The organism is Arthrobacter sp. SIMBA_036, from assembly GCF_046535135.1.
In the GTDB taxonomy this organism is placed as follows: Bacteria; Actinomycetota; Actinomycetes; order Actinomycetales; family Micrococcaceae; genus Arthrobacter.
In genome coordinates, this window is sequence record NZ_JAWRXG010000007.1 from 154,229 (window position 1) to 167,682 (window position 13,454).

General features: G+C 62.1%; 13 protein-coding genes. 4 read left to right on the forward strand and 9 right to left on the reverse strand.

The annotated features are described in order from the left end of the window. Positions 1 to 77: 77 nt before the first annotated feature. The 4 genes from SB659_RS11490 to SB659_RS11505 are packed head-to-tail and all read right to left on the reverse strand — an operon-like array spanning position 78 to position 2,338. A complete protein-coding gene (locus tag SB659_RS11490) occupies positions 78 to 839 on the reverse strand; it encodes an ABC transporter permease (protein ID WP_410550496.1) in 762 nt (253 codons plus the stop codon). Next, complete coding sequence (locus SB659_RS11495; protein ID WP_410550497.1) at positions 836 to 1,645, reverse strand: ABC transporter ATP-binding protein; 810 nt, start codon at positions 1,643 to 1,645, stop codon at positions 836 to 838. The genes SB659_RS11490 and SB659_RS11495 overlap by 4 nt, the downstream gene beginning before the upstream one ends. Beyond that, positions 1,642 to 2,007: a DUF1048 domain-containing protein gene (locus SB659_RS11500; RefSeq protein ID WP_284978803.1), complete on the reverse strand. Its 366-nt coding sequence runs from the start codon at positions 2,005 to 2,007 to the stop codon at positions 1,642 to 1,644. The genes SB659_RS11495 and SB659_RS11500 overlap by 4 nt, the downstream gene beginning before the upstream one ends. A 1-nt stretch (position 2,008) precedes the next feature. Next, positions 2,009 to 2,338, reverse strand: a complete 330-nt coding sequence (locus tag SB659_RS11505; RefSeq protein WP_284978804.1) for a PadR family transcriptional regulator — start codon at positions 2,336 to 2,338, stop codon at positions 2,009 to 2,011. A 125-nt stretch (positions 2,339 to 2,463) separates the two neighbouring features. Here SB659_RS11505 and SB659_RS11510 point away from each other — a divergent pair, with 125 nt between their 5' ends. From SB659_RS11510 to SB659_RS11520, 3 genes are read left to right on the forward strand one after another with little or no spacing between them, the layout of a single operon-like run. Next, positions 2,464 to 2,946: a GNAT family N-acetyltransferase gene (locus SB659_RS11510; RefSeq protein WP_410550550.1), complete on the forward strand. Its 483-nt coding sequence runs from the start codon at positions 2,464 to 2,466 to the stop codon at positions 2,944 to 2,946. 42 nt (positions 2,947 to 2,988) lie between these two features. Continuing rightward, complete coding sequence (locus SB659_RS11515) at positions 2,989 to 3,432, forward strand: MarR family winged helix-turn-helix transcriptional regulator (RefSeq protein WP_284978805.1); 444 nt, start codon at positions 2,989 to 2,991, stop codon at positions 3,430 to 3,432. A 24-nt stretch (positions 3,433 to 3,456) separates the two neighbouring features. Continuing rightward, positions 3,457 to 4,683: an MFS transporter gene (locus tag SB659_RS11520; RefSeq protein WP_284974999.1), complete on the forward strand. Its 1,227-nt coding sequence runs from the start codon at positions 3,457 to 3,459 to the stop codon at positions 4,681 to 4,683. A 62-nt stretch (positions 4,684 to 4,745) separates the two neighbouring features. Here SB659_RS11520 and SB659_RS11525 read toward each other — a convergent pair whose 3' ends face one another. Both SB659_RS11525 and SB659_RS11530 read right to left on the reverse strand, forming a co-directional pair. Then, positions 4,746 to 6,215 (reverse strand): sugar porter family MFS transporter, encoded by a 1,470-nt coding sequence (locus SB659_RS11525; protein ID WP_284978807.1) that lies wholly within the window; start codon positions 6,213 to 6,215, stop codon positions 4,746 to 4,748. Between the two features lie 202 nt (positions 6,216 to 6,417). Then, complete coding sequence (locus SB659_RS11530) at positions 6,418 to 8,070, reverse strand: MDR family MFS transporter (RefSeq protein WP_284978808.1); 1,653 nt, start codon at positions 8,068 to 8,070, stop codon at positions 6,418 to 6,420. A gap of 226 nt (positions 8,071 to 8,296) precedes the next feature. On the opposite strand from SB659_RS11530, the gene SB659_RS11535 reads away from it, so the two are divergent. Continuing rightward, a complete protein-coding gene (locus SB659_RS11535) occupies positions 8,297 to 9,595 on the forward strand; it encodes an MFS transporter (RefSeq protein ID WP_410550498.1) in 1,299 nt (432 codons plus the stop codon). A gap of 15 nt (positions 9,596 to 9,610) precedes the next feature. Here SB659_RS11535 and SB659_RS11540 read toward each other — a convergent pair whose 3' ends face one another. The 3 genes from SB659_RS11540 to SB659_RS11550 all read right to left on the reverse strand — a co-directional run bounded on the left by SB659_RS11540 (position 9,611) and on the right by SB659_RS11550 (position 13,365). Then, the gene (locus tag SB659_RS11540; protein ID WP_410550499.1) at positions 9,611 to 10,840 is read right to left on the reverse strand and encodes an FG-GAP repeat domain-containing protein; all 1,230 of its coding nucleotides are present in this window, start codon (positions 10,838 to 10,840) and stop codon (positions 9,611 to 9,613) included. 197 nt (positions 10,841 to 11,037) lie between these two features. Further along, a complete protein-coding gene (locus SB659_RS11545; protein WP_410550500.1) occupies positions 11,038 to 12,189 on the reverse strand; it encodes an FG-GAP repeat domain-containing protein in 1,152 nt (383 codons plus the stop codon). A 51-nt stretch (positions 12,190 to 12,240) separates the two neighbouring features. Next, the gene (locus tag SB659_RS11550; RefSeq protein WP_410550501.1) at positions 12,241 to 13,365 is read right to left on the reverse strand and encodes an FG-GAP repeat domain-containing protein; all 1,125 of its coding nucleotides are present in this window, start codon (positions 13,363 to 13,365) and stop codon (positions 12,241 to 12,243) included. Between the last annotated feature and the right edge of the window lie 89 nt (positions 13,366 to 13,454).

Here is a 13,454-nt window from a genome sequence, read left to right on the forward strand (position 1 = left end):
ACTTGTGTTTCGTAAAGCTCCCCGGCGGGGAAGCGAGTGCGCTCGCTGGCCTTCGTCGGGGAGTTTTTTGCTCAGCCTTAGGCCATTTTGCGGCGATACGCGGCATTGGCGAATGCGTATGCGATGACGAGGATGCCCAAACACCAAGCGAGGGCGATCCAGAGATCGCTTCCCACCGGACGCTGGGCAAACAGGTCCTGGATGGAGTTCACGATCGAGGTAACGGGTTGGTTCTCGGCGAACCAGCGGACCGGTCCTGGCATGGTCTCGGTAGGCACGAAAGCAGAGCTCACGAACGGCAGGAAGATCAGGGGATAGGAGAAGGCGCTGGCACCTTCGATGGTGCTGGCACCGAGTCCCGCGATCACGGCCACCCAGGTCAGGGCGAGCGTAAACAAGACCAGGATGCCTCCCACAGAGAGCCACGCCAAGGGACCGGCCGAAGTGCGGAAGCCCATCATTAGGCCCACCAGCACGATGATCACCACCGAGAGGAGGTTGGCGATCACGGAAGTGAGCACATGGGCCCACAGGACCGAGGAGCGGGAGATGGGCATGGAATGGAACCGCTCGAAGATACCGCTTTTCAAATCCATGAAGAGCCTGAAGGCGGTGTAGGCGATGCCGGAAGCGATCGCGATGAGCATGATGCCAGGCAGCAGGTAATTCACGTAGTTGTCCGTGCCTGCTTTGATGGCTCCGCCGAGTACGTATACGAACAGCAGCATGATCGCGATCGGGGTGATCGCAGTGGTGATGATGGTGTCCGCGCTGCGGAAGATATGCCGCAACGAGCGCCCCAGCAGCACTGAGGTGTCGGAGAAGAAGTGAGTGCTCATGACATGTCCTCCACAGATTCCCGGCTTCCCGCTGACGCCCTATCGCCCACCGACGCCTTGTTGCCGACGAGCGCCAGGAAGATGTCCTCCAGGCTCGGCTGCTTCTCGACGTATTCGATTTTGGCCGGCGGTAACAGCCCTTTCAGTTCGGCGAGGGTGCCGTTCGCGATGATGCGCCCCGAGTGAAGGATGGCGATCCTGTCCGCGAGTTGCTCCGCTTCATCGAGATACTGGGTGGTGAGCAGGACCGTGGTCCCTTGGTTGGCCAGCTTCTTGACGATTTTCCAGACCTCGAGACGTGCTTCGGGATCCAAGCCGGTGGTGGGCTCGTCGAGGAAGATTACTTTCGGGTCGCCGATGAGGCTCATGGCGATGTCCAACCGCCGTCGCATCCCGCCCGAGTACGTGGCCACCCTGCGGGACCCCGCATCCACCAAATCGAACTGGGCCAGCAGGTCCTCGGCAACGTGGCCGGGGTTCCTTGCGTGCCGCAGCCTAGCCACGAGGACCAGGTTCTCCTTTCCGGTCAGGATTTCATCCACAGCCGCGAATTGCCCCGTCAGGCTGATGGACTCCCGCACCTGCCTGGCTTCGCCCACGACGTCGAAACCCTCGACGGCGGCTGAACCGGCATCCGCTTTCAGCAGCGTGGACAAGATCTTCACGATCGTCGTCTTGCCGGCGCCGTTGGAGCCGAGGAGGGCGAAGATAGTGCCGGAGGCCACCTCGAAGTCGACGCCGCGGAGCACATGTAGATCTTTGTACGACTTCTCCAAACCGCGCACGTGGATAGCCGTTGTGGTCATGACTCAGCCTCTTTCGCCTTGTCGACTGCTTCAGTGAGGCGGGCCTTCTCCTTATCAATCCAGCGTTTGCCGCCGTAGGCCTGAGCGAAGCTCTCGGCAAACTCGACGGGATCTTCGCCCACGATCTCGCTGACGGGCGTGCCGTCGACGGCGGCGCGTTCCCAGAGATCCGCGAGATCCGAGAACATCTGCACCATAGTGTCGCCCTCGGTGACACCGGCGTAGTACATGAGGTAGCGGTTGAACGCCGTAGCCACGGAGAGGTAAGGCTGGGGGAGGGCTTCCATCCGGGCCTTGGCTTGCTTGTACTGCTTTTTCTGTTCGAGCGAGCCGGTCACCAGCTCGATCCACTTTGCCGCCATGTCAGTTTCCTTCCCTGCGGAGCTGTTCAAGCCGTTCGGACAAGAAGCTCCAGGTGTTCCAAAATTCGTTGAGTTCTTTTTCGCCCCGGGCGTTGAGCGTGTACACCTTGCGGGGCGGCCCCTTTTCGGATGGTCGCTTCTCCACGTCCACCAGGCCCTTTTGCTCGATCCTGACCAGCAGCGCGTACACGGTGCCCTCAGCGATCTCGGTGAAACCCTGTGCCCGGAGCGAGGTGGTGATCTCGTACCCATAGGCGGGGTTTCCGGTCAAGAGAGCTAAAACGATGCCCTCCAGTGTGCCCTTGAGCATCTCGGTCATTTGCTTGCCCATCGGACACCTCCTTGCTACTCAGTATTGCTAGCTACCACTACATAGTAAAACTAGGTAGCACTACTTAGCAATACTGATAACCCGAAAGGTGCCATGCTGTCAGGGTGACCACCAACTCTTCGGACATGCCCTCCTTCCTGGCTGTCGACGTCGGCTCCGGCATCTTCAGCCTCCGGCGCGCCGTGCGGGCGGACCTGCCACGCATCCTCCAGTTGCTTGCCGATGACCAGCTAGGCGCGGCCCGCGAAAACGTCGATGACTTGGAGCCCTATGAGCGGGCGTTTGAGGCGATCGACGCCGATCCCGCCCACCTCCTGATTGTCGGCGAGCTCGGGGGTCAGGTGGTCGCGACATTCCAGCTCAGCTATCTCCCGGGCCTCTCGCGCGGAGGATCCTGGCGCGCGCAGATCGAGGCGGTCCGGGTGGCTGAGGCGTTGCGGGGCCGGGGTGCAGGGGCCCTCATGATTGGATGGGCCGTCGATCAGGCCCGCCAGCGCGGCTGCACGCTGGTCCAGCTCACCACCGATAAGTCGCGGGTTGGAGCGCATCGGTTCTACGAGCGGCTCGGTTTCGAGGCGAGCCATGAAGGTATGAAGCTCACACTCTGAAGGCTTGACTGTTAGGGGTCCTAACTATTAGGCTACCTAAGTATGAACGGTAATTTTGATCCTCGTCTTCTGGAACTCGCCAAGGGCTTCCGTGAAGCCCTCCGGCTAGGCGTGTATATGTTCCGCCGGCTGGACCCCGAGGGCGAACTTACTGCCGCGCAACTCAGCCTATTGTCGATGATTTACGACGGCGGCCTCCGCGTGGGGGATATCGCCAAGAACCTGGGCATCAGGGTCCCAAGCGCCACTGAACAGATCATCAAGCTCGAACGTGCCGGACTGGTCGGCAGACAGCCGGATGCGGATGATTCCCGCGCGGTCCGGGTGGTCATCAGCGGCGCCGGGAGTGCCGCCGTCGACTCCGCCAACCAGCGCCGTAACGCCATGGTCGCCGGGCTGTTGCAAGACCTAAGCACCGAGGAAATCGAACAGCTCGAAGCTGCGCTGCCCGTCATCAGCAAACTCAACAGCGCCTTCCAAAACTAGATGCAAACCGACAAGGAGCCTTTCATGTCACGCCAGCTGGCTGACGCCTCAGCAAGCGCCGGATCCACCCTTGAGGCCGAGAAAGCCTCGTTCCTTAAGCAGCCCAAGGCGGTGTGGGCAACTGCCCTTGCGGCCGTCTTCGCGTTCATGGGCATTGGCCTTGTGGACCCGATCCTCCCGGCCATCGCCAAGAACCTCCAGGCTTCCACCAGCCAGGTCTCGCTCCTGTTCACCAGCTACTTCCTGGTCACTGCTGTGGCCATGTTGATCAGTGGCTTCGTCTCCTCCCGGATCGGAGGCAAGAAGACGCTGCTGATCGGCCTGGTGATCATCGTGGTGTTCGCGTCCTTGTCAGGTTTGTCCGGCAGCGTCGGGCAACTGGTGGGCTTCCGCGCCGGCTGGGGCCTCGGCAACGCCCTGTTCGTAGCAACAGCCCTGGCCGTAATTGTCGGAGTGGCCAGCGGTGGTACGGGAACCGCGATCATTCTCTACGAGGCAGCCCTTGGCTTGGGCATTTCACTCGGCCCGCTGCTGGGCGCGCTGTTGGGTGGATGGCAGTGGCGTGCACCGTTTTTTGGAACCGCTGCTTTGATGGCTGCGGCCTTCATCGCACTCTTGGCGTTGCTCCCCAAAACTCCCGCACCCGCTACCAAATCGCGTCTCCGTGACCCGCTCCTTGCCCTCGGCCACAAGGGCCTGCGTACCACCGCCGCCAGTGCCTTGTTCTATAACTACGGCTTCTTCACCATCTTGGCCTTCACGCCCTTCATCCTGGGCATGGACGCCTACGGCATCGGGGGAGTGTTCTTCGGTTGGGGCGTGGCCGTCGCTGTGTTCTCGGTGTTTGTGGCTCCTGCGCTCCAAAAGCGCTTCGGGGCGGTCAAAGTCCTGACGGGAACGCTTGCGGTGCTCATGCTGGACCTGATCGGGCTGGGCCTGGCGGCGGGGCACTCGGTGCCCGCCGTCGTCGTGCTTGTGATTGCGGCCGGCGCGCTGCTGGGGATCAACAACACGATCTTCACTGAATTGGCCATGGGTGTCTCGGATTCACCCCGCCCCATTGCCTCCGCCGGTTACAACTTCGTGCGCTGGATGGGTGGCGCGCTGGCCCCGTTCATGGCGGCGCAGCTGGGCGAGCACTTCGGCCCGCAGGTGCCGTTCTTCGCTGGCGCAGTTGCCATGGTGGTCGCGATCCTTATCGCCTTCGGGGGCCGGAGCTACCTGAAGTCGCACGAGCCGCATCTCGTGTAAACCCCCACCAAGTAGCGGCAGAGCGCGTTGTGAGATCCATCTCGCAGCGCGCTCTGCGCTTTCTAGTGTTGGTCGCCGGTGGTAGTCGGCAAGGGTGGGACGTTACGGCCTTTAGGGACGAACAATGTCTCGGCTTGTTCCAATGACATGCCGTTCGTTTCGGGGACCTTGAACATCACAAAGAAGAACGACGCCGCTGCAAACGCGGCGTACATGGCGTACGTGAGGGGCAGCGAACCCGCTGCCATCACGGGGAAGCTGAGTGTGACGGCGAAGTTGGCGATCCATTGGGCCGCAGCCGCCAAGCCCAAAGCGCGGGCGCGGATGCGCGAGGGGAAAATCTCGCCAAGAAGCACCCAAACGAGCGGGCCCCAAGACGCACCAAAGCTCACTACGAACACGTTTGCCGCAATCAGGGCCGCCGGGCCCCAACCGCCGGGCAGGCTGATGTTGGCTCCCGAACCGGTTGCTGATGAAAATGCCAAAGCCATCACGCCAAGGGAAAGAGCCATGCCGATGGATCCCGTGAGCAGGATGGGCCTGCGGCCCACGCGGTCCACCAGGGCGATGGCCACGAGCGTCACCAGGATGTTGGTGATCGATGTGGCAACAGAGATCGTTAACGAGTCCTTCTCATGGAAGCCCACGGCTTTCCACAATGTAGTGGAGTAGTAGAAGATGACGTTGATCCCAACGAACTGCTGCAGGACGGACAGGATGATGCCGATCCATACCACCGGTTGCAGGCCGAACCGCTTGCCCCGCAGGGAGCCTTTCCTGCTGGAGAGCTTGTCTTCTTGAATGGACTCACGGATTTCCCGGATGTGGCGCTCTATGTCGTCACCGGGAATGAGGCGCTCGAAAACCTCCCGGGCGTTGTCCTCCTTGCCGTTGAGGACGAGGAAGTGCGGGGATTCCGGAAGGCGGAAGGCGATCAAGCCGTAGACCGCGGCGGGCACAGCGCAAGCGATGAACATCCACCGCCAGGCCTCAATACCCAACCAAAACTCTGACCCTGCCCCACCTGCGGAGTTGGACAGAACGGCGTCGGACAGCAGTGCCGCGAAGATGCCTGTGGTGATGGCGAGCTGCTGGAGCGAGGCCAGTCGCCCACGGACGTGGCGCGGGGAAATCTCGGAGATGTAAGCGGGGGCGATCACAGACGCGAGCCCGATGCCTAAGCCGCCCACCAACCTCCAGAAGATGAGGTCCCACACGCCGAAGGAAAGCCCGGTGCCCACCGCGCTCACCAAGAAGAGGACCGCGCCAAGCTTCATGGCGGGGATGCGACCGTAGCGGTCTGCCACCCGACCGGCCGTGTACGCGCCAACTGCGCAGCCGAGCAAAGCGACGGCAACAGCAAAACCTGTCACAGCCTCGCCAAGGGCGAACTGGGCTTTCATGGCATCCACGGCCCCATTGACCACGGAGGAATCGAAGCCAAAAAGGAAGCCGCCCACTGCACCGGCGACCGCCAAGCCAATCACTTTCCGGGAAACGTGGGCAGTGGCTTCGGTACTGGATGTGGACATGGGACTCCCTACGGCTGGTCTTGTGGAAGCGGCTGCGGGACGTCATTGGCTGTTCCGGCTGGGATGCCGGCGCACTCGCGCTACACAGTGTGGCATGGAGTACCACCAACTGCCAGTCACACGGAACCAACGAAGAAGCGGCAGGCGGCCCGTAGGCCGCCTGCCGCTTTGTTCAGGGGAGAAAAACCCTTTGTGCGATTCCCTAGTGGGCCGGGACCGAGTCCTTGGCAGCAGCCTTCGGGTCCGTGAGCTTCTTGTTGGGCAACGCGAAGCTGATCAGGAATGCGACGATCATCAGGCCGGCAGCGGTGAGCATGACGACGTCGATCGACTGGGCAAAGCCCTCTGTGATCGGCCGGGTGAGCGTGCTGTTTGCCGAGTGCAGCCAGCTCGTGTCGTTCAAGGAATCGTTGCTGGCACCGTTCTTGAAGAAAGCAAACAGCTTCGCGTTGGCCGGATCCGCCGCGACTGCCGGATCATGCATGACAGCCAGGTAGTCCGGGCTGGCTACTGCAGTCTTCATGCCGTTGGCGATCTTGTCCGCAGCCGTGCTGAACAGCATGGAAATGAACACTGCCGTGCCTACTGCTCCGCCCATGGACCGGAAGAACGCGGCCGTGGACGTGCCTACTCCCATGTCCTTCGGCGGCACGGAGACCTGCATTGCGAGGGTGAGCGGCTGCATGCAGAAGCCAAGGCCCACACCAAAGAAGACGGCGATCAGCCCAGGAACCCAGAGGCCTGTATCTACTCCGAGGACAAAGCCCATGACGCCGGCTGCACTTGCCAGTATCGCGGTGCCCAAGATCGGGAAGACCCTGTAAACGCCCGAAGAGGAGATGGTCCGTCCGGCAGTGATGGAGCCGAACAGGATTCCGACAGTAAACGTGATCATCATCAGGCCTGCCTGGGTGGGGGTAAGCCCCTTAACCAGTTGCAAGTACATGGGCAGCATGGCGATAGCGCCGAACATGCCCACGCCGATGATGAAGTTCAACAGGGACGACAACCCGAAGGTCACGTTCTTGAAGAGGCGCAACGGGATCAATGCGTAGTCGCCCGCACCGCGTTCGATCAGCAGGAACGCCACAATACCTACGACGCCGAGTCCGTAGCAAAGCCATGAACCACCCGAGGACCAGCCCCAAGTGCGGCCCTGTTCGGCGACCAGGAGGAGGGGGACGATGGCCAAGGTGATGGCAGCCGCGCCCCAGTAATCGATCTTTTGCTTGACGTGCCGGGCAGGCAGATGGAGGTGGAGGAAGACCACCACGAGTGCCGCCAAGCCGATGGGCAGGTTGATGAAGAAGACCCAGCGCCAGCCATCGAAGCCCAGGATATTGGAAGCCCCAGCGAAGGCACCCCCAATCACAGGGCCCAAAACGGAGGAGACACCGAAGACAGACATGAAGTAGCCCTGGTACTTGGCCCGGTCCTTCAGCGCGACGATGTCGCCGATGATGGTCAGGGCCAGAGCCAGCAGGCCACCGGCGCCAAGGCCTTGGATACCGCGGGCCACGGCCAGTTCGGTCATGGAGTGGACCGAGCCGGCGTAGAGGGAGCCGGCAAGGAAAATCACGATGGCCGTGAGGTACAGCGGGCGCCGTCCGAAGATGTCGCTGAGCTTGCCGTACAGCGGGGTGCTGACGGTCGAGGTGATGAGGTACGCCGTGGTGGCCCACGCCTGGAGGGACAATCCGTCAAGGTCGTTGGCGATGGTGTAAATGGACGTGGACACGATGGTCTGGTCCAGGGATGACAGGAACATGCCGAGCATGAGTCCTACCATGACGGTGAGCGTCTGACGATGCGTCAGCACTTCACCAGCGGCCCTGACGGGCGTGGATTTGGACATATCTACTCCAAGGTGGCAGGGAGGGGAATAAGCAGGATAGTTGCTTTCAGTAACTATCCTAATGCCAGTTTGATTCCCGGAAGTACCTAATTCTTTTTCACAAGCTTTACGAAGCCGGAGGAAGGTCGCCGAAGAGGGCGCACTGAATGGGGCGCACTGCCGCACCGCTAGGCTGGGTGCAGTCATTGAATGGTTCGGGATCGTCGAACATAGGGGGAAACCAGCAATGAGCCAGTCCGACGTGCCGGAACCACATCCGGTCGAGCCCGGTCATGGTCCGGCTTCGGCGCTCCTGGAACCAGTAGAAAAAGTCCGGGCGGTGTGGATCACCGGCGTCGTCCTGGTGAATCTGGGCATCAACGCGGCGTTCTTTGGGCCGTTGCAAGTGCTCCTGGGCCAGCAGGCTGCCCACTTCGACGAGGGGCAGAAGGAAGCGATCCTGGCCTTGGTCACCGGCTGCGGTGCAGTAGTTTCCTTGGTGGCAAACCCGTTGTTCGGGGCTTTCAGCGACCGGACCGCTTCCCGCTTTGGCCGCCGGGTTCCGTGGGTCGTTGTCGGCGCCATTCTGGGAGCGACGGCGCTCGTTGCGCTGGCAGGCGCTCCGAACGTGGCCGTCATGACGGTTCTGTGGTGCCTGGTCCAGGCAGGAGCCAATGCCATGTACGCGGCCATCACGGCCGCTGTGCCGGACCGCGTCCCTGTGCCTCAGCGCGGAACCGTGGGAGGTCTGGCCGCCATGGGACAGACCGTCGGCATCCTGCTCGGCGCGGTGATTGCCGCCGTCGTTGCTGGAAATTTCGCCGTAGGTTACTGGCTCTGCGCCGCTGCCTTGCTGGCCGGCGTCGTTCTGTATCTTTTCAAAAACGACGATCCCCAACTCCCCGTGACTGCGCACCCTCCCTTTAGGCTTGGGGCGTTCGCCAAAGGGTTCTGGATATCCCCGGCCCGCTACCCGGACTTTGGCTGGGCATGGATGACCCGACTGCTGGTGAGCACCGGAAACCACATGATCACGCTGTACCTGCTCTTTTTCCTCATCGATGCCGTGCACCTGCGGGAAACAGAGAACATTGATCCCGCGTTCGGTGTTCTTATCCTCACGGGGCTCTATGCGATCACGGTGATCATCACCAGTGTGCTGGGGGGACGGCTGAGCGACAGGATGGGGAAGCGGAAACCGCTGGTGATAGCGTCATCCGTCATCATCGCCGTCGCCTCCCTCATCTTGGCGTTTGCGCCCACGTGGGCTGGCGGACTGACCGGCGCGGTGGTCCTGGGGATCGGCTTCGGTGCCTACCTCGCCGTGGATTTCGTGCTCATCACCCAGGTCCTTCCGACGGCGGCGGACCGCGCCCGCGACCTGGGCGTGATCAATATCGCCAACTCGCTGCCACAGGTGATCGCCCCGCTCATTGCTTTCCCGTTCGTCACGTACTGGGGCGGCTATGTCTCCCTGTACATAGCCGCCGCGGTCATAGGCCTGTTGGGGGCGGTGTTCGTGGTGAAGATCAAGAGCGTTGACTAGGCCTGAGACAGATGCCTAGAAGACGGCGGTGAAGGCGCCCCAGCCCCAGCCGACAACTGGGGAGCCCTTCCACCGGTAGCCGTAGATTCCGGCGGTCAAATATCCACTAGTGTCCCCGAGGTACATCGTTAACCTGCCGCTGGAGTCAATTCCCCAGACGTCCGAATCGCCGTCGCCGTTAAAGTCTCCGGCCACGCCGAAGCGGGAGACGGATTCCCAGCCCCAACCTATGTTTCCGGCGTAGCTGCCTGGCATGCCGTAATCCTCGAACCAGCCATTGCGGTGTCCCGTGTGGGCTCCGATGTTTCCGGCAGTGTCGCGGCCAAGAACAACCAGGTCCGCGTTGCTGAAGAAATGGCCTGCACCGACGGCGGAGAGACCGTTCCAACCTTGGCCGATTTTCTGGGGTGCGAGCCAGCCACCGTGGCCATTGCCCGGGTAGAGGAATATGTTTCCGGCATAATCCTTGGCGATGATGTCATTGGTGTCATCTCCGTTGAAGTCGCCGGGTGCTATCAGGTCCGTAAACCCCTGCCAGCCCTGCCCGATCTGGAAGGCTTGCTTCCACCCACCCGAACCATTTCCTTGGTAGAGGAAGAGCCGGCCTTGGTTGTCGCGCGCCATCACATCCACGGTGCCGTCGCCGTCGAAGTCACCGGGAGAAACGAGCAAGTTGAAAGCGTTCCAGCCCCAACCGATGACTTGGGTAGGTTGCCAGTTACCGTGACCGTCGGTGGGGTACAGCAGCAACCTGCCCGAGGAATCGCGCGCGAAGATGTCCATGGTGCCATCTCCATTGAAGCCCCGTTCGCGGGCGGTTGCAGCGATCCTCAAGGGGTTGGCTGCTTGGACCGTGGTCTGTGACGCGGAGTCGTAAGTAACCGTGAGGTTACCGGCCACCACGTGCCCCAGATCATATGCAGTCGGCCGATAGCTCTGGCCAGTCACTCCCGGCATGACGGCTCCGTCGCGGGTCCACGAATACGAGATCGACGGGGTTCCACCTGCCGGAGAGACGTAAGCCCTGGTCAGGGACACATCGACCGTCAGGAGTCCTCCCACGCTTGCGTCACCCCGTAGTTGAGGTGCGGAGTTGATGAAGACATACCGGGAAGCGGCAGCCCCGCCCGTGCCAGCCTGCGCCGGCAACACGGTACCCAGGAGTGTCGTGGGTGCGAAGGTGGTGGCGTCGGCAGTCGCAGGGGATGCGGCGCTGAGACCCGCCACCAAGACGATGCTCGCCATCAAAGTGGCAAGCTTGCAGCGGACACGGCGAGGTGAAGTGCTCTCCAAGGATTCCCCCAAGTCAGGTCGGCCAGAATGGCCGGCGAGTATAAATGACTTGAGAGTACAGCTAAGGAATTGAAATCTGGGTATTACCTGAGAATATTTCCGCCACAGAGCGTCCCGCGGTCAGAAAACAACCGAAATCGGGTGCGGAACTAGAAGATCCCGTTGAATCCGCCCCAGCCCCAGCCGATCACCGCGGATCCGTTCCAACCGCCGTCGCCGTCGCCGTAGTAAGCGAGCAACTGGCCGGAACCGTCCACTGCGTAGACGTCCACGTTCCCGTTTCCATCGATATCACCGGCCGCGCCAATGGTGGACATGCCACCCCAGCCTTGGCCGATGACGCTCATGCCGCCCCAGCCACCGGAACCATTGCCACGGTAGAGGCGCAGGTTGCCGGACGTGTCCCTGCCGAGTACATCTACGGTGTTGTCACCGTTGAAGTCGCCCGGAGTGGCCACTTGATTGACCACATTCCACCCCGTGCCCACCACGGAGCGGGTGAGCCACCCGCCGTGTCCGTCGCCCGGGTAGAGGTAGAGCACGCCGTTGGCATCACGGGCCAGGACGTCGTTGTTGCCGTCGCCGTCAAAGTCGCCCGGTGAAACGATCGACGTGAAGCTGTTCCATCCACTGCCTACCTGGCGGCCGGCCTGGAAACCGCCGTTGCCGGTTCCCGGGTAGAGGAACAAGCGGCCCGCCGCATCGCGGGCCAGGATGTCATTAGTACCGTCGCCGTTGAAGTCGCCGGGGGAGAGGATGGTGTTGAATCCATTCCAGCCGGGTCCGATGGTGCGGGGAGACTCCCAGTTGCCGCCCACTCGTGCGTACATCAGCAGGGTGCCGTCTTGGCGTCGGGCCAGCAATTCGAACGCACCCCGGCCAGTGAAACCGTTGGCCCGGTTGGAGGCCGAGATAGGAGCGGTTTCTGCGCTGGCGACCTCGACGGGGTCGCAACCGTTTTGGCTGGCCACGAGGTGGGCGGCAATTGCTGCTCCCCGGTCATCCTCCGTGACGACGTAGTTCGGCCACTGCCGGGAAACGGTGACGCCGTCGCGTGTCCAGTAGATGCTGTAGTCCGGCCCGGCAGCGGCGCCGCAGCCACTGAAGGAGCCCTGTTCGATTTCAACGGTCAGCTTGGAACCGACAAAGGGGGAGCCATGAATCACCGGAGGTTCCGGGTTCATCGTCGCCACTGCGGGAGCGGCGGAAGATGCGACGGCGGTTACAACGGCAGCCATTATGGCAGCGGCAGTTCCCAATACGCGCCGCACGCCGGACGTCGGGCGTGATGAAGTAAACATGGTGTCCTCCCCAGACTTTGTGCGATTAATGGTACCGCGGCTGGGATTTTGCTAAAAGATTGCTGTGAATCCACCCCATCCGTTGCCCACGACCTCAGAGCCTTTCCAGCCCGTACGGCCGTCGCTGTAGTAGCTCACCAAGCGGCCTTGGGCGTCAACGCCATAGACGTCCGCAAAGCCGTCGCCGTTGAAGTCACCGGCTGCCCCGAGGAACTTCAGCGCACCCCATCCAGTACCGATCAACCAGGACCGGGTCCAGCTGCCGGCACCATTGCCGCCGTAAAAGTACAGATATCCATTTCGGTCACGCGCCAGGACATCGACCTTTCCGTCCCCGTTGAAGTCTCCCGGAGTCAGGATGGCGTCCATGACATCCCAACCGGTTCCGACGACGGTGCGCGTCAACCAGCCCCCGGCACCATTGCCGGGGTACAGGTAGAGGGTGCCGTCCTTTCCGCGGGCGAGGACGTCGTTGGACCCATCCCCGTTGAAGTCGCCGGGACTCACGATGGAGTCGAAAACGTCCCACCCTGTGCCGATGACTTGCGCCGGTTTCCATCCGCCCGTTCCGTCTCCGGGATACAGGTAGAGGACTCCCGAAGCGTCGCGTGCGATCACGTCGCTCTTCCCGTCGCCGTTGAAATCACCGGGCGAGAACACAAGGTTGAAACCGTTCCACCCCCATCCCACGGTGCGCGGGGCGTCCCACGCTTTGCCGGTCCGGCCGAACAGGGAGAGGGTGCCGTCAGTTCCGCGGGCCAAGAGTTCGAAGGTCCGCCCGGTGAAGCCGCTCGCCCGGTTAGCTGCTCCGACAGGGCTGGTTTCGGCGCTGTTGATCGTTTCGGCGCTGCACGCTGTTCTGCTGGCAGACACGTGGGCAGCCATGCGGGAGCCTGCGTCACCGGGCCGGAGGACATACGTGCGGCCGGTTTCACCCGCCACCAGGAACCCGTCACGCGTCCAGTAAATGGTGAAATCCGGTCCTGTTCCGCCGCCGCAGCCGTAGAAGGTGTAGGGGCCGATCACGGTGCCCAGCGTCTGGCCCACGATCGCGGTACCGGTGACCACGGGATCGGGACCGCTGGGCGCCGCCGACGCCGGCAATGGGCTGATTGCCATGGCAGTGACGACCGCTGCGAGAAGCGCGACTGCCATCCGGCGTCGAAGTGTTCCCATGCTGTTCCTCCTGTGTGTATCCAACCAGCCAGGGATAAACCCGGAATGGCTCCCTAGGGGGTGGCTTGGTTGGGGTCAAGTCTTCATGA

Bases quoted from the DNA above. Each gene is read 5' to 3' on its own strand.
- SB659_RS11490 (WP_410550496.1), bottom strand. From the start codon at position 839: ATGAGCACTCACTTCTTCTCCGACACCTCAGTGCTGCTGGGGCGCTCG.
- SB659_RS11495 (WP_410550497.1), bottom strand. From the start codon at position 1,645: ATGACCACAACGGCTATCCACGTGCGCGGTTTGGAGAAGTCGTACAAA.
- SB659_RS11500 (WP_284978803.1), bottom strand. From the start codon at position 2,007: ATGGCGGCAAAGTGGATCGAGCTGGTGACCGGCTCGCTCGAACAGAAA.
- SB659_RS11505 (WP_284978804.1), bottom strand. From the start codon at position 2,338: ATGGGCAAGCAAATGACCGAGATGCTCAAGGGCACACTGGAGGGCATC.
- SB659_RS11510 (WP_410550550.1), top strand. From the start codon at position 2,464: ATGCCCTCCTTCCTGGCTGTCGACGTCGGCTCCGGCATCTTCAGCCTC.
- SB659_RS11515 (WP_284978805.1), top strand. From the start codon at position 2,989: ATGAACGGTAATTTTGATCCTCGTCTTCTGGAACTCGCCAAGGGCTTC.
- SB659_RS11520 (WP_284974999.1), top strand. From the start codon at position 3,457: ATGTCACGCCAGCTGGCTGACGCCTCAGCAAGCGCCGGATCCACCCTT.
- SB659_RS11525 (WP_284978807.1), bottom strand. From the start codon at position 6,215: ATGTCCACATCCAGTACCGAAGCCACTGCCCACGTTTCCCGGAAAGTG.
- SB659_RS11530 (WP_284978808.1), bottom strand. From the start codon at position 8,070: ATGTCCAAATCCACGCCCGTCAGGGCCGCTGGTGAAGTGCTGACGCAT.
- SB659_RS11535 (WP_410550498.1), top strand. From the start codon at position 8,297: ATGAGCCAGTCCGACGTGCCGGAACCACATCCGGTCGAGCCCGGTCAT.
- SB659_RS11540 (WP_410550499.1), bottom strand. From the start codon at position 10,840: ATGGCGAGCATCGTCTTGGTGGCGGGTCTCAGCGCCGCATCCCCTGCG.
- SB659_RS11545 (WP_410550500.1), bottom strand. From the start codon at position 12,189: ATGTTTACTTCATCACGCCCGACGTCCGGCGTGCGGCGCGTATTGGGA.
- SB659_RS11550 (WP_410550501.1), bottom strand. From the start codon at position 13,365: ATGGGAACACTTCGACGCCGGATGGCAGTCGCGCTTCTCGCAGCGGTC.